This is a genomic window from Pseudomonas sp. S2_A05, from assembly GCF_054668485.1.
In genome coordinates this window covers 2754048-2769582 of the sequence record NZ_CP162775.1, presented here as the reverse complement: position 1 = coordinate 2769582, position 15535 = coordinate 2754048, and the positions used below count along the sequence as shown (strand labels likewise).

Below are 15535 nucleotides of genomic sequence, written 5' to 3'. Positions count from 1 at the left end.
TTCGTTATGACCGTTTACGCAATCATCGGTGGCACTGGCCTGACTCAGCTCGAAGGCCTGAGCATTCGCCAGTCGCTGGCAGTCGACACCCCGTACGGCGCGCCTTCGGCCGAGGTGCAGATTGGTGAATACGCCGGCAAGGAAGTGCTGTTCCTCGCCCGTCACGGTCACCCCCATCGTTTCCCGCCGCACAAGGTCAACTACCGCGCCAACCTGTGGGCGTTGAAGCAGGCGGGTGCCGAAGCGATCATCGCCGTTAACGCGGTGGGCGGTATTCATCCGGCCATGGGCACCGGGCATTTCTGCGTGCCGCACCAGATCGTCGACTACACCAGTGGGCGCGAGCACACCTATTTCGCCGATGATCTGGAGCACGTCACCCACATCGATTTCAGCTTTCCCTACAGCGAACCGTTGCGTCAGCAACTGATTGCCGCGGTCGCCGCCGAAGGCTGCGAATACAGCGATCAAGGCGTGTACGCCTGCACCCGGGGTCCGCGTCTGGAAACGGTCGCCGAGATCGTGCGACTGGAGCGTGACGGCTGCGACATCGTCGGCATGACCGGCATGCCGGAAGCGGCGCTGGCGCGTGAGCTGGATCTGGATTACGCCTGTCTGGCGCTGGTGGTGAATCCTGCAACCGGCAAGACCACCGAAGTGATCACCATGGCCGAAATCGAGCAGGCCCTGCACGATGGCATGGGCAAGGTGAAATCAACGTTGGCGCGAGTGCTGGCCAGCTAAGGACTGTCCATGAGCATTTTCATCGAGCGGCTTAAAGGGCTGACATGGACCCACGCATTCAGTAGCAAGGCGTTGGCCAAGGCCCGCGCTTATGCCGCCGATGACCGGGTAGAGATCCTCGAGATCGATGACAGGAAGATAGAGGCGTTCTGCGTCGGATCGCAACTTCAGGCGTATGAGCAAACCATTTACCTGTCAGAAGATCGGTTGGGATCGGTTAGCTTGCGATGCCTGTGCAGCTGTCCGGTTGCACTGGACTGCAAGCACAGCGCAGCGGTGCTCTATCACCTGCTGGGCACTGGCGAGGATGCGTCTGGAAGTGACGCGCAGACCCCGTTGGGACGAGCGCTGGAGCATTGGCTTTCAACAATTCCCGTGCCGGCCAAGCCCGCTGAAGAAAGTGCGCAAACCGCAGGCACGCGTCTGTTTTACAAGCTCAAACCGACGTCTGCGAACGGCAAGTGGCTGCTCGATATTTTCAAGGTCTACCAGCTCAAGAGCGGCGAGTTACGCGAGGTCAAACCGATGTACTCGCTCGCGGAAATGCTCATGCGCCAGCCCGGCTACCTGTCCGAGCTGGATCTGCGCATCGCCCGGCTGTTGGTCGCCATGCATTCCCATCACGCCTATTACAGCGGCTATCCGCTGGAAGGCAGCAGTGGCGCCGAACTGCTGGAAATGCTCCTGCGTACCTCGCGGCTGTTCCTCGACTTCGAAGACCTGCGAGCGCTGACACCGGGGGCGAAACGCGTCGGTCAGTTCTCTTGGGCCGAGCAGGCTGACGGCGGATTCCGCGCGCAATGGAGCAGTGCCGAAGCCGCGCAGGAAACCGTGCTGGCGCTGGAGCCGCTTTATTACCTTGATCGCGAGCAGCGCCAGGTTGGCCCGCTGTTCACTGAGCTGGAAGAAAAACTCGCCTGCCATTTGACCCTGGCGCCAGACATTCCGGCGCGTCAGGCCATGCAGTTCAGCCATCGCATGAGCGCGGCGACCCAAATTGCGCCACCGCACAAACTCACCGAACGGATCATCGATGACGTGCTGCCGCAGCCGCAACTGACCCTGGTCAGCGGCCGGGAACGTTCGCGCTGGGAATACGTGCTGGAGCACCGCGCCGCTCTGCTGTTTACCTACAACGGTCATCCGGCGGTGGATCGCAACCCGGAAGTGATGATCCTCAACGGCAGCGAAACCCAGCGCATTCAGCGTCAACCTGCGCTGGAAAAGAAGCTGCGCCAGAACCTGCAAAAACATGGCTTCAAGAAAGCCACGCGCAAGAGTGCAATGGACCGTCCCGGCGAGATGTTTACCTTGCCGGATGATTCCGCTTGGCTTGGGTTCATGCACGAAGGGCTGGCCACGCTGCGCGCCGCAGATTGGAAAATCGAGATCAGTCCCGGTTTCCATTTCGATGTACAACCGGTTGAGCAGTGGTACGCGGAGGTTGAAGAAGAGGCTACGCATCAGTGGTTTGATCTGCAGTTGGGTATCGTCGTCAACGGCGAGCGCTACAGCTTGCTGCCGATCCTTCTGCACCTGTTGCGGACCCAGCCGCGCTTGCTCGACCCGGTCAATCTGGCGCAGCGCAGCGATGATGAAAAACTCCTGATCGAGCTCAAGCCCAGCGGTTTTGGCGACCCGGCGGGCGCCAAAGTCGCGTTGCCGCTGAGTCGGGTCAAACCGCTGATGGCGACGCTGGGCGAGCTGTATCTGGGCGGACACCAGGGCGATGCGCTGCGCTTGACCGCTCCAGACGCCGCACGCCTGAGTATGCTCGATGGCGTACCGCTGGACTGGCAGGGCGGCGAACGCCTGCGCACTTTTGCCAAGCGTCTGCAGAATTCCAGTCACGCCCAGATTGCTGCGCCGGCCGGCCTCAACGCGCAACTGCGTCCGTATCAGCTCGAAGGCTTGAACTGGATGCAGACCCTGCGCGAGCTGGAAGTCGGCGGCATTCTGGGCGATGACATGGGCCTGGGCAAAACCCTGCAGACCCTGGCGCATCTGCTCACGGAAAAACACGCCGGGCGCCTGGACTGTCCGGCACTGGCGGTGATGCCGACCAGCCTGATTCCCAACTGGCTCGACGAGGCCGAGCGCTTCACGCCGCAGTTGAAAGTCCTGGCGCTGCACGGGACCGGGCGGCAGAAGGACTTTGCCAATCTCGCCGAATACGACTTGGTGCTAACCACTTACGCATTGCTGCCCAGGGATCTGGAGATCTTGCAGCCGCAGCCGTGGAGCGTGCTGATTCTCGACGAAGCGCAGAACATCAAGAACCCGCTGAGCAAAGCCGCCCAGGCCGCCCGTGACTTACAGGCCCGTCAGCGCTTGTGTTTGAGCGGTACGCCGCTGGAAAACCACCTCGGTGAGCTGTGGTCGCAGTTCCATTTCCTCATGCCCGGCTGGCTCGGCGACAGCAAATCCTTCAACCGCGATTACCGCACGCCGATCGAGAAGCACGGCAATGTGCAGCGCATGCAGCACCTGACCGCGCGCATCAAGCCGTTTTTGCTGCGGCGCAAGAAGGATCAGGTCGCCACCGAGTTGCCGCCGAAAACCGAGATCATCCACTGGGTCGAACTCAGTGATGGTCAGCGCGACGTCTATGAGACGGTGCGCGTGGCGATGGACAAAAAGGTCCGCGACGAAATCGCCCGCAGCGGCGTGGCGCGCAGTCAGATCATCATCCTCGATGCGCTGCTCAAGCTGCGTCAGGTCTGCTGCGATCTGCGCCTGGTCAATATGCCGCTCACGGCAAAGGCGTTGCGTTCCGGCAGCGGCAAGCTGATCAGCCTGATGGAGATGCTTGAAGAATTGCTCGGTGAAGGGCGGCGCATTCTGCTGTTTTCCCAATTCACCTCGATGCTGGCGCTGATCGAGCAGGAGTTGCAGCAACGCGGGCTTGCTTACTCGTTGCTGACCGGCGACACCACCGATCGGCGCACGCCGGTGAGGGATTTCCAGGGCGGCAAGGTGCCGTTGTTCCTGATCAGCCTCAAGGCCGGCGGTACCGGTCTGAACCTGACGGCGGCAGACACGGTGATTCACTTCGATCCTTGGTGGAACCCGGCAGTGGAGAACCAAGCGACCGATCGGGCGTATCGCATCGGCCAGAACAATCCGGTGTTCGTCTACAAGTTGATTGCCAAAGGCACCGTCGAAGAGAAGATCCAGGCGTTGCAGCAGGAGAAAGCGGCGCTGGCCGGGGCGGTGCTTGAGGGTGGCACGACGGGCGGATTCAAACTGGAACAGAGTGATATCGAGGCGTTGTTTGCGCCGTTGCCGGTTTCCAAGGGTTGAGCCCTGAGTGATTGCGCAATATTGGATGACCCCATCGCTGGCAAGCCAGCTCCCACAGGTATCGAGTTGAAACACAATCTTCGGTACAGGTCATAACCCTGTGGGAGCTGGCTTGCCAGCGATAGCTATCTAACCAGCGACGCCGCTTTCAGCGCTTGTCGATCTTGTCCGGCAACGGCGCAAACAGCGCTTCAATATCATCGCTCTGCAACTTCCAGTCCCCGGCCTTGCGCCCATCGAGCACGCCCGCTGCCAGGTCGGACTTTTCCTTCTGCAGGTGCTGAATTTTCTCTTCCACTGTGCCCCGGGCAATCATCTTGTAGACGAACACCGGTTTCTCCTGGCCGATTCGATACGCGCGGTCAGTCGCCTGATTCTCGGTTGCCGGGTTCCACCATGGGTCGTAGTGAATCACCGTGTCGGCTTCGGTCAGGTTCAAACCGACGCCACCGGCCTTCAGGCTGATCAGAAAAATCTGACGCGTGCCGCTCTGGAATTCCTTCACCGGTGTGCGCCGGTCGCGGGTCTGGCCAGTGAGGAGGGCGTAAGCGATCTTGCGTTTTTTCAACTCCTCTTCGATCAATGTCAGCATCGAAGTGAACTGCGAAAACAGCAGAATCCGCCGGCCTTCTTCGAACAGTTCCTCAAGCATTTCCATCAGGCTGTCGAGCTTGCCCGAGGTGCTGCCGCGTGCGGGCAGGGTGGCGTCGTTGACCAGGCGCAGATCGCAGCAGACCTGGCGCAGCTTGAGCAATGCTTCGAGAATGATGATCTGGCTGCGTGCCACGCCTTTGCGAGTGATCTCGTCGCGGACCTTCTTATCCATCGCCAGGCGCATGGTCTCGTACACGTCGCGCTGCGCTTCGTTGAGTTCGACCCAATGGATGATTTCGGTTTTCGGCGGCAGCTCGGTGGCCACCTGCTCTTTGGTGCGGCGCAGCAGAAACGGTTTTATCCGACCGTTGAGGTGCTGCAGTCTGACTTCACTACCGCGCTTTTCGATCGGCACACGGTAATCGGCATTGAAGCTTTTCACGTCGCCAAGCCAGCCCGGCAGCAGGAAGTGGAACAGCGACCAGAGCTCGCCCAAGTGGTTTTCCAGCGGCGTGCCGCTGAGGCACAGGCGCTGGCGCGCGTTCAGCTCGCGCGCGGCCTGAGCGGCTTTGCTGTTGGGGTTCTTGATGTATTGCGCTTCGTCCAGCACCAGAACATGCAGCGGCTGTTTGGCGAGACGTTCGAGATCCTTGGGCAACAGGGCGTAAGTGGTGAGGATCAGGTCGAAGTCGGCCAGATTGTCGAAGTGCTTTTTGCGCGTGGCGCCGTACAGCGCGAGGACTTTCAGCTGCGGGGTGAAGTGCGCCGCCTCGTCGAGCCAATTCGGAATCAGGCTGGTCGGCATCACTACCATGCACGGACGATCGAGGCGTCCGGCGTTCTTCTCGCTGAGAATATGCGCCAGGGTCTGTAGGGTTTTGCCCAGGCCCATGTCATCCGCAAGAATCCCGCCGACTTCCAGTTGCCGCAGCGATTGCATCCAGCTCAAACCTTCGAGCTGATACGGGCGCAGCGTTGCATTCAGACCTTGCGGCGCTTCGGCAGTGAAGTCGCGGATGTCGCGCAGGCGCTGGGCGAAGGTGCGGATCTGCTCGCCGCCTTCCCATAACAGCGGCAGGCCTTCCAGCGAATTGAGCCGGGTGGCGTCAGCCTTGCTCAGGCGCAGGGTGGTTTCGCCCGGCTCCTGCAAATAGAACTCGCCCAGCGTCATCAATACCGGCTTCAAGCGACCGAGCGGCAGCGCCACTTGCAACGGTCCATGCTCGCTGGTGCGTTGCGGAATGTTGACCAGAATCAGCTCGTCATCGCGACGGCGGGCGAGGCGTTCCGGGTTGAGGATCTCGGTGTGCGAGCGCATCAGATTCAGCAGAATCGGCAGCAGGCTCAGGCGCTCGCCGTTGACGATGATGCCCAGCTCCAGATCGAACCAGTCGCGTTCCGGCGCCTGTTCGACGGTGGCGTACCAGTCGTCGACGGCGGTCAGGTCGAAACCGAATTCCTCATCGATCTGCAACTCCCAGCCCTGGCTGCGCAGCTTCGGCAAGTCATTGAGGGTGAAGGTCAGCCAGGCGCTGTCGTTGACCATCTCGTAGAGTTCGCCGGCGCTTTCCGGCAGTGCTTTGCTCTGCCTTGTGGCGATGCGGAAACCGAGGATGCGTAACTGTTCGCGGTAGGACTGTTCGACGTCCGGGTGACGTTTTATTCGCAGGGTCTGGGCTTCCTGACGGATCAGGATATCGCTGTGTTTTTGCCCGCTGACGTATTCGTCCAGATAGCTGAACGACAGTGCCGCGCGATGCTGAATGTAGCGCTGCATCTTGCCGTTGCGCGGCTCGAAGGCGCTGAATTCGACGCTCGCCAGCCATAGGCGTGGCACCGGTTGCACGTTGTCCACCAGCACTTGCGGCGGCGCTTTCGGGCTACGGTTCTCCAGCACGGCCTGGAGTTTTTCCAGCAACTCGGCATCTTTCGCGGCGGCGGGGTAGTCGAGGGTTTCCTGGATTTTCAGCAGCACCGCCGCGCAGTGTTTGCAGTTGCTGCGCACCGGACAGGTGCAGGTGGCGTCGACCAGCAACAGCGTCGCTTTGGCTGACTCGCGCAGATGGATGGTCTGCCGGTAGACACTGCCGCCAGAACCTTCGCAACTGGCGGTGATGGTCGCATCGCCGACCTGGGCGATGCGCACCCGATTCTCCAAAGCGTAGCGGCGGCCGTGCTCCAGACTCTGTTCTTTGAATCGGCTGACCCACGACGGGGCCAGCGGTTTGCTCAGGGGCGGCGGCATAAGGACGTCGATCAGTCCGGCACGACTTCAGGCGCTTCGCGAGGCGCTGGCGCGGTCAGGGAAGTGATCTTGATCAGCAGGGCCAGGTGGCCGTTGTCGAGGTAATTGAGCTGGCCGTTCTTGGTGTGGCTGTCCTGACGCAGACGCTCACTGGCGGTGACCAGGCCATTGGCGTCGATCTGATTGACCCAGAAATCGGCGGTCACGTCGGTGAAGCGGCCGAGTTTCATTTCCAGCGTGCCCTCGATGGGGAACTGGCCGAACTGTTCCTGACCTTCGCTCACTGCGACTTTCGCCGGCGCTTCGCCGAGGTTCTGCTGCCAGGCTTTGTGCATCAACACGGTGTACTCGCCGCTGGCGGTGAGTTTGTTCACTACATCATTCAGCGCTGGGGTGCGCTGGCTGTCGCTGCCCAGACGCTGGGCGCCTGCGGCCCAGTCTTCCGGGGCGGCGCGGCTGACGATGGCCGGGACGGCATTCTGGCGCACCAGGATCATTTCGACCTGATACGTGTCATCGGCAAACGCCGTCGGTGCTGCAAGTGCAAGCAACAGAGTCAGAGAGCGGAACAGGCGCATCGGGCGTCCTTCAAGCGGATTTCGGGATGAGACGCTCAAACAGCGCCTCGACAGTATTGAAACGTTCTTCCGGGCGCTCCATCGGCACCTGGAATTTAAACATCGTCGCGCCTTCGAACTTGTAGCGCTTGGGCTGCGTCTGGATCAGCTTGATCAGGGTCATCGGGTCAACCGGCGTCTGCGCTTCGAACTCGATGCGTCCGCCTTGCGGCCCGCCGTCGACTTTCTTGATGCCGAGCTTTTCCGCCTGCAATTTCAGCGCGGTGATCCGCACCAGGTTCTTGGTCGGCTCCGGCAACAGGCCGAAGCGGTCGATCATCTCCACCTGCAGATCCTTGAGGCCTTCCTCGTCGGTGGCCGAGGCGATGCGTTTATACAGAATCAACCGCGCATGCACATCCGGCAGATAATCTTCCGGAATCAGCGCCGGCACCCGCAGATTGACTTCCGGGCCGCCGCCAAGCGGTTGATCGAGGTTCGGCTGCTCGCCCTTGCGGATCGACTTCACCGCGCGTTCGAGCATTTCCATGTACAGGGTGAAACCGACGGCCTGAATCTGCCCGCTCTGACCGTCGCCGAGCAGTTCGCCGGCGCCACGGATTTCCAGGTCGTTGGTGGCCAGGACGAAACCGGCGCCGAGGTCCTGGGTATTGGCGATCGCTTCCAGACGTTTTTCCGCGTCCGAGGTGATTTGCTGGCGTGGCGGTGTCAGCAGGTAGGCGTAAGCCTGGTGGTGACTGCGACCGACACGACCACGCAACTGGTGCAGCTGGGCCAGACCGAACTTGTCGGCGCGTTCGATGATGATGGTGTTGGCGCTCGGCACGTCGATGCCGGTCTCGATGATGGTCGAGGCGATCAGCACGTTGAAGCGCTTGTGGTAGAAGTCGCTCATCACCTGTTCGAGTTCACGTTCGCGCATCTGCCCGTGGCCGATACCGATGCGCGCTTCCGGCACCAGTTCGGCGAGGTCGGCGGCGCATTTCTCGATGGTCTTCACATCGTTGTGCAGGTAGTAAACCTGACCGCCACGCAGCAGTTCACGCAGCAGGGCTTCCTTGACCGTGCTCTTGTTCTGCTCCATGACAAAAGTGCGCACCGACAGGCGCCGCGCCGGCGGCGTGGCGATGATCGACAGATCGCGCATGCCCGACACCGCCATGTTCAGCGTGCGCGGAATCGGCGTCGCGGTCAGGGTCAGGATATCGACTTCGCTGCGCAAGGCCTTGAGCTGTTCTTTCTGGCGTACGCCAAAGCGGTGCTCTTCGTCGATGATCACCAGCCCGAGGTTTTTGATCTTCACATCATCGGACAGCAGTTTGTGCGTGCCGATGACGATGTCGATCTTGCCTTCCGCCAGATCGGCGATCGCCGCGTTGACTTCCTTGGCCGATTTGAAGCGACTCATCACTTCCACGGTCACCGGCCAGTCGGCGAAGCGGTCGCGGAAACTGTTGTAGTGCTGCTGGGCGAGCAGGGTAGTCGGTACCAGAATCGCCACCTGACGCCCGCCGTGCACGGCGATGAACGCCGCGCGCATGGCCACTTCGGTCTTGCCGAAGCCAACGTCGCCGCAGACCAGACGATCCATCGGTTTCGGCGCGAGCATGTCTTCGCGCACGGCCTCGATGGTGGCTTGCTGATCGGGTGTTTCTTCGAACGGGAAGCCGGCGCTGAAGGTGGCGTAATCGGCCTTCGGGTCGGCGAAGGCGTAACCTTCACGGGCGGCACGACGGGCGTAAATGTCGAGCAATTCGGCGGCGACGTCACGCACCTGCTCGGCGGCCTTGCGCTTGGCTTTCTGCCAGGTTTCCGAGCCGAGGCGGTGCAGCGGCGCGAGCGAATCGTCGCTGCCGGTGTAGCGCGCGATCAGGTGCAGGTTGGCCACCGGCACGTAGAGCTTGGCGTTCTCGGCGTATTCGAGGGTGAGGAATTCGGCGGCCTGATTGTCGATTTCCAGAATCGTCAGGCCCAGGTAGCGCCCGACGCCGTGATCGATATGCACCACCGGCGCGCCTTCGCGCAGTTCGGTGAGGTTCTTGATTACCGCATCGTTGCTGACGTCGCTGCGCTTCTCGCGGCGACGACGTTGCATGACCCGTTGGCCGAACAGCGGACTTTCCGCCACCAGCGCCAGCGCCGGGTCGTCGAGCAGCAGACCTTCGTCGAGCGGGGCGATGGTGATCGCCAGACGATCCTTGCTGGCAACGAAGTCTGGCCAGCTGTCGACGGTTTTCGGCCGCAACTTCAGGCGTTCCAACAGTTCCAGCAGGACTTCGCGACGACCCGCCGATTCAGCGGTGAACAGCACGCGCCCGGGGAATTCTTCGAGGAACCCGGCCAGCGCCGCCAGCGGTTGCGTGGCCTTGGCTTCGATGGCCAGATCGGGCAGCGCATGGGCCGGGAAGCGCTCACGGCCGACGCCGCTTTCAACGTCCTGTTGACTGGCAACGACCCGTGGCCAGTTCTTCAGGCGCGCGAAGCAGTCTTCCACTGGCAGGAACAGTTCGGCCGGTGGCAATAAAGGACGCGATGGATCGACGCGGCGTTCTTCGTAACGATTGCGCACGTCGTTCCAGAAGTTTTCCGCCGCCTGCTCAATGCCCGGCAGCGAGAACACTTGTGTGTCCTGAGGCAAGTAATCGAACAGCGTCGAAGTTTCGTCGAAGAACAGCGGCAGGTAGTACTCGATACCGGCCGGGGTGATACCGCTGCTCAGGTCCTGAAAGATCGGGCAGCGGCGGAAGTCGACGTCGAAGCGCTCGCGAAAGCGCGCCTTGAAGCGGGTGACTGCGTCTTTCTGCAACGGGAACTCGCGGGCCGGCAGCAGCTTGACCGACTCGACCTTGTCGATTGAACGCTGGGTTTCCGGATCGAAGGTGCGCAGGGTTTCGATTTCGTCGTCGAACAGGTCGATGCGATAGGGCAGCTTGCTGCCCATCGGGAACAGGTCGATCAGCGCGCCGCGTACGGTGAACTCGCCGTGCTCGTACACCGTGTCGACATAGCGATAGCCGCTGGCTTCGAGCCGCGCGCGCATCTGTTCGACGTCGAGCTTCTGGCCGATATCCAGCACCAGGCTGCTGCCGAGCAGGAACTTGGTCGGCGCCAAGCGATGCAAGGCGGTGGTGATCGGAACCACCAGCACGCCGTGGGCCAGTTCCGGCAGGCGATACAGGCTGGCGATGCGCTGGGAGATGATGTCCTGGTGCGGCGAGAACAGGTCGTAGGGCAGGGTTTCCCAGTCGGGGAAATGCAGTACGGGCAAATCCGGGGCGAAGAAACTCAGCTCCTGTTCCAGCCGTTCGGCGCTTTGGCTGTCGGCGGTCAGCAGCAGGGTAAAGCGCTTGGCAGCGCTGGCAGCCTCGGCAATCGCCAGGCTGAGGGCGGCACCGGGCAGATTGCCCCAGTGCTGTTTACCTGCTTCGGCAGGGAGTAACGGTAGACGCAGAACAGGCACGGAAGGTTGAGCTCCAGGCGTTGCGACAAAGTCGGTAATTGTAGCGGCCTCCGGTGCCGCCTGTCAGTTGCAGACTGCGTCTATCTTCACGGTTTGGACGAAATGTAGTGGTAACCATAAAAACGAGCACTTTTTTCATGGTTATGTAGTGCCGAAACCGGGTGGTGTTACGGAGGGTTACAGACATCGTCTAACAGTCGTCGAAAAATTGACTGCGCTGAAAGCCCCGGTTTTATTGGGCTGGAGAAGGGCGTAAATTTTTTGAACGGGAATTTGTTACCGATTGCGCGACAAGCGCGCATTGCTGAAAGGGCTTGTCGGCGGCATAATGTAGCCCCTTTTTTCTGCCCCTACATGTGGAAGGTTACCGTGACTCAGAAGCCCGACCAGTGTCTTGGTGAATGGATCGACCGTGAAGCACTCGCAGAAGCGATGATCCCGCTTATCGGTCAGCTCTACCGCAATAACAACGTGGTTAGCTCGATCTATGGCCGCAGCCTGATCAACCAGTCTGTCATCGCGATTCTCAAAGCTCACCGCTTTGCTCGCCACCGTTCTTCGGACGACAGCGAACTCTCCGTCCACGAAACATTCCCACTGCTCAAGGCCATGAGCGAGCTCAAGCTCGGCGCGGCGTCGGTGGATCTGGGCAAGCTGGCGTTCAAATTCCGCAATGAAGGCAACGGCCGCAGCGCCGAGCAGTTCGTGCGTGAAGAGATGGCTGACGTGGTTGGCCAGCAGAACGCCTCGGCCCGCAAAGGCACCGACGTTGTTCTTTACGGCTTCGGTCGTATCGGCCGTCTGCTGGCGCGCATCCTGATCGAGAAAACCGGTGGTGGCGACGGCCTGCGTCTGCGCGCCATCGTCGTGCGCAAAGGCGCCGAAAACGACCTGACCAAACGCGCCAGCCTGCTGCGTCGCGATTCGGTACACGGTTCGTTCAACGGCACCATTACCATCGACGAAGAAAACAACACCATCACCGCCAACGGTAACCTGATCCAGGTGATCTACGCGAAGAACCCGACCGAGGTGGATTACACCCAGTACGGCATCAAAGACGCGCTGCTGGTGGACAACACCGGTGTATGGCGTGACGCCGATGGCCTGGGCCAGCACTTGCAGTGCCCGGGTATCGATCGCGTTGTTCTGACCGCGCCTGGCAAGGGCAAGCTGAAGAACATCGTTCACGGCATCAACCACGGTGAAATCACCGCTGACGACAAGATTGTCTCGGCTGCTTCCTGCACCACCAACGCCATCGTGCCGGTGCTCAAAGCGGTCAACGACAAGTTCGGCATCATCAACGGTCACGTCGAAACCGTTCACTCGTACACCAACGACCAGAACCTGATCGACAACTTCCACAAGGGCGATCGCCGTGGCCGCAGCGCCGCGCTGAACATGGTGATCACCGAGACCGGCGCCGCTACCGCTGCTGCCAAGGCTCTGCCTGAGCTGGCCGGCAAGCTGACCGGTAACGCGATTCGTGTTCCGACGCCAAACGTGTCGATGGCCATTCTCAACCTCAACCTTGAGAAAGCCGCCACCCGCGAAGAGATGAACGAGTACCTGCGCTACATGGCGCTGCACTCCGAGCTGCACAAGCAGATCGACTTCGTCAATTCGCAGGAAGTGGTGTCGACTGACTTCGTTGGCTCGCGTCACGCCGGTGTAGTCGACGCTGAAGCGACCATCGTGCAGGACAACCGCGTCGTTCTGTACGTCTGGTACGACAACGAGTTCGGCTACAGCTGCCAGGTGGTTCGCGTGATGGAAGACATGGCTGATGTGAATCCGCCAGCGTTCCCGCGCTAAGTCTCAGGCTTGAATGAAAACGCCCCGGCATTTTGTCGGGGCGTTTTTGTTTGTGGGCCTGTTGGATCTTCGGCGTCCTTGCCGGCCTCTTCGCGAGCAGGCTCGCTCCCACACTGGATCAGTGTCGTTCACAATCTTCTGTGGGAGCGAGCCTGCTCGCGAAAGCATTCTGTCAGGCGCCGCTGGCTACCGAGGCCTGCGCCGTGCGCAACTCATGCCGGTTGCCACGGAACAACACCAACGTCGCAATCAACCCCAACACCGCCGCGCCACTGAGCCAGATGCCCGGTGCTGCCTTGTTGTCCAGCACATGAATCAGATAGGTGCACGCTGCCGGAGTAAATCCGCCGAACGTCGCCGTTGCCAAACTGTAAGCCAGGGAAAACCCGGTCGTGCGCACTTCCACCGGCATGATCTCGGTCAGCGCCACCACCATCGCGCCGTTGTACGAGCCGTACAGAAACGACAGCCACAATTCGACAATCAGCAAATGGCTGAAGCTCGGATTCGCCACCAGCCACGACAGTGCCGGATACGCCGTGAGGATCGCCAGAATCGTCGCCGCCAGCAGTAAGGGTTTTCGGCCGATCTTGTCGGATACCGCGCCCATCACCGGTAGCCAGAAGAAGTTCGACAAGCCGATGCACACCGTCACCAACAGCGCATCGAGATCAGACAGGTGCAGTTCGGCCTTGCCGAACGTCGGCGTGTACGCAGTGATCAGGTAGAACGAAACCGTGGTCATCACCACCAGCGCCATGCCGGCAATGACGATGCCGAAGTTCTGCCCGATCGAGCGGACGATTTCGCCGAGGGTAGGGCGGTGGGTTCGCGCCTGGAATTCCGGAGTTTCTTCCAGCGAGCGACGGATGAAGAAAATCACCGGCACGATCATGCAGCCAATCAGAAACGGCACGCGCCAGCCCCATTCGCCCATCTGCTCAGGGCTCAGCCAGTGGTTGAGGCCAACGCCGAGCAGACCGGCGAAAACCACGGCTGCCTGTTGGCTGGCGGACTGCCAACTGACGAAAAAGCCTTTACGCCCCGGCGTAGAAATTTCCGCCAGATACACCGACACACCGCCCAGTTCCACGCCCGCCGAGAAGCCTTGCAACAGACGGCCGAACAACACCAGCAGCGGCGCGGCGACACCGAGCGTTGCGTAGCCGGGCACGCAGGCGATCAGCACCGTACCGGCGGCCATCATCGCCAAAGTGATGATCAGCCCTTTGCGCCGTCCGTGACGGTCGATATAGGCGCCGAGGAAAATCGCCCCCAGCGGGCGCATCAGGAAGCCGGCGCCGAAGGTCGCCAGCGACAGCATCAGCGAAGCGAACGCGCTGTCGGTGGGGAAGAAGGTTTTGGCGATGGCCGTGGCATAGAAGCCGTAGACCATGAAGTCGAACATTTCGAGGAAGTTGCCGCTGACAACGCGAAAGATCGCTTTGCCTTTGCCCGTGGTGGAGGACATGGGAGGTACTCACTGTTCAATTTTGTATAAAGGCGTTGCAGCCATGGGGAAGCGAGCGGGCGCTTGTAGTTCATAATGGCCGCCGTGGTTTTGCGGGGAGATGAAGAATTGTTAACTGGACGCTGGTTGGGGCTTGTGGTGTTGGCGGTGGCAATCGGCGGCTGCGGCAACGGCGATTCCCTGGAACAGGTCGGTGGCTCGACCATGGGCAGCACTTGGTCGGTCAAGTACGTGCGCCACCCCGGGGTCGCCGATCCTGCGCAGGTGCGCAGCAAAGTGCAGGCCATCCTCGGTGAAGTCGATCAACAGCTGTCGACTTACCGCAGTGACTCCGTCATCGAGCGTTTCAACGCCTTGCCCGCCGATAGCTGCCAAGCCATGCCGACAGCGGTGCTCGAATTGGTCCGTATCGGCGAACAGCTTTCAATGCAAAGCGAAGGCTCCTACGACCTGACCGTGGAACCGCTGCTGGACCTCTGGGGATTCGGCCCGCAAGGACGCGAGGAAAAGATCCCTGATGCGGCCGCTGTGGCCGAGGTCATGCAGCGGGTCGGCCATCAGCACCTGCGCATCGACGGCGAGCGGTTGTGCAAGGACACCGCCGTCGAAGTCGACTTCAACAGCATTGCCGCCGGTTACGCCGTGGATACCATCGCCGCCAGATTGCAGGGCATGGGCATCGACAATTACCTGGTCGAAGCCACGGGCGAACTCAAGGTCCGGGGCAAGAAGCCGGATGGTTCCGCGTGGCGCATCGCTCTCGAAGAGCCTCGCGATGACCAGCAAGTGGCCGAGCGGATTATCGATGTCGATGGCTACGGCGTGTCCACCTCCGGTGACTACCGCCATTATTTTCTGCAGGACGGTCGGCGTTATTCCCACACCTTCGATGCACGCAGCGGGCGACCGGTCCTACACGACCTGGCGTCAGTCACGGTGATTCATCCTTCAGCGTTGATGGCCGATGGACTATCGACGCTGTTGCTGATTCTCGGGCCGGAAAGGGCACGGGACTATGCCCAAAAGCATGACATTGCTGCATTCTTTGTCTTGCGTGCCGATACAGGTTTCGTCACCCGCAGCAGTCAGGCATTTGCGCAGCTTGTCGGTGAAAAAAACTGACTGAAGACAAGACGAAAGCTGGCGTTGTAGTGCAGGCAAAAGTAGCCTACGACGCGACCAAGGGTTAATGTGCGCGGCGTTGACGCTTCTATAGACTGTGTCCGGGTTCTCTACTGGCCCCCAATTGTTCCTTCGCGCCGCCGTTCGGCGTGATTTAGCCGCCGGTGCTGCTGGCACCGCGGCCTGTTCTGAGGAGTACG

Annotated in this window: 8 protein-coding genes; 4 read left to right on the top strand and 4 right to left on the bottom strand. The window is 60.8% G+C overall.

Annotation, left to right across the window (positions count from 1 at the left end; translation table 11 throughout):
• Positions 1 to 6: 6 nt before the first annotated feature.
• Positions 7 to 744 carry an S-methyl-5'-thioinosine phosphorylase gene (locus AB4O12_RS12570; RefSeq protein ID WP_460062184.1) on the top strand — a complete coding sequence of 246 codons (738 nt, stop codon included), beginning with the start codon at positions 7 to 9 and terminating at the stop codon, positions 742 to 744.
• A gap of 9 nt (positions 745 to 753) precedes the next feature.
• A complete protein-coding gene (locus AB4O12_RS12565) occupies positions 754 to 4047 on the top strand; it encodes a DEAD/DEAH box helicase (protein ID WP_375122451.1) in 3294 nt (1097 codons plus the stop codon).
• 148 nt (positions 4048 to 4195) lie between these two features.
• Here the strand turns inward: AB4O12_RS12565 and AB4O12_RS12560 are convergent, their stop codons facing one another.
• Genes AB4O12_RS12560 through mfd form a run of 3 tightly spaced genes read right to left on the bottom strand, consistent with a single transcriptional unit; the run spans position 4196 to position 10924 of the window.
• Complete coding sequence (locus tag AB4O12_RS12560; RefSeq protein ID WP_460062182.1) at positions 4196 to 6886, bottom strand: SNF2-related protein; 2691 nt, start codon at positions 6884 to 6886, stop codon at positions 4196 to 4198.
• 11 nt (positions 6887 to 6897) lie between these two features.
• The gene (locus AB4O12_RS12555) at positions 6898 to 7464 is read right to left on the bottom strand and encodes a CsiV family protein (RefSeq protein WP_041477336.1); all 567 of its coding nucleotides are present in this window, start codon (positions 7462 to 7464) and stop codon (positions 6898 to 6900) included.
• Between the two features lie 10 nt (positions 7465 to 7474).
• Positions 7475 to 10924, bottom strand: coding sequence for a transcription-repair coupling factor (mfd, locus tag AB4O12_RS12550; protein WP_024013632.1), 3450 nt, complete (start codon positions 10922 to 10924; stop codon positions 7475 to 7477).
• Positions 10925 to 11278: 354 nt separating this feature from the next.
• Between mfd and AB4O12_RS12545 the strand changes: the two genes are divergently transcribed.
• Complete coding sequence (locus AB4O12_RS12545) at positions 11279 to 12742, top strand: glyceraldehyde-3-phosphate dehydrogenase (RefSeq protein WP_236169416.1); 1464 nt, start codon at positions 11279 to 11281, stop codon at positions 12740 to 12742.
• A gap of 172 nt (positions 12743 to 12914) precedes the next feature.
• Here the strand turns inward: AB4O12_RS12545 and tcuC are convergent, their stop codons facing one another.
• Entirely contained in the window at positions 12915 to 14213 is a 1299-nt protein-coding gene (tcuC, locus tag AB4O12_RS12540) for an MFS transporter (protein ID WP_041477332.1), read from the bottom strand.
• Positions 14214 to 14288: 75 nt separating this feature from the next.
• On the opposite strand from tcuC, the gene AB4O12_RS12535 reads away from it, so the two are divergent.
• On the top strand, positions 14289 to 15335 hold the full coding sequence (locus AB4O12_RS12535) for an FAD:protein FMN transferase (RefSeq protein ID WP_406226870.1): 1047 nt from the start codon (positions 14289 to 14291) through the stop codon (positions 15333 to 15335).
• Positions 15336 to 15535 lie beyond the last annotated feature (200 nt).

Excerpts from the sequence above, each read along its gene's own strand:
- AB4O12_RS12570 (WP_460062184.1), top strand. The coding sequence starts at position 7 with ATGACCGTTTACGCAATCATCGGTGGCACTGGCCTGACTCAGCTCGAA.
- AB4O12_RS12565 (WP_375122451.1), top strand. The coding sequence starts at position 754 with ATGAGCATTTTCATCGAGCGGCTTAAAGGGCTGACATGGACCCACGCA.
- AB4O12_RS12560 (WP_460062182.1), bottom strand. The coding sequence starts at position 6,886 with ATGCCGCCGCCCCTGAGCAAACCGCTGGCCCCGTCGTGGGTCAGCCGA.
- AB4O12_RS12555 (WP_041477336.1), bottom strand. The coding sequence starts at position 7,464 with ATGCGCCTGTTCCGCTCTCTGACTCTGTTGCTTGCACTTGCAGCACCG.
- AB4O12_RS12545 (WP_236169416.1), top strand. The coding sequence starts at position 11,279 with ATGTGGAAGGTTACCGTGACTCAGAAGCCCGACCAGTGTCTTGGTGAA.
- tcuC (WP_041477332.1), bottom strand. The coding sequence starts at position 14,213 with ATGTCCTCCACCACGGGCAAAGGCAAAGCGATCTTTCGCGTTGTCAGC.
- AB4O12_RS12535 (WP_406226870.1), top strand. The coding sequence starts at position 14,289 with ATGGCCGCCGTGGTTTTGCGGGGAGATGAAGAATTGTTAACTGGACGC.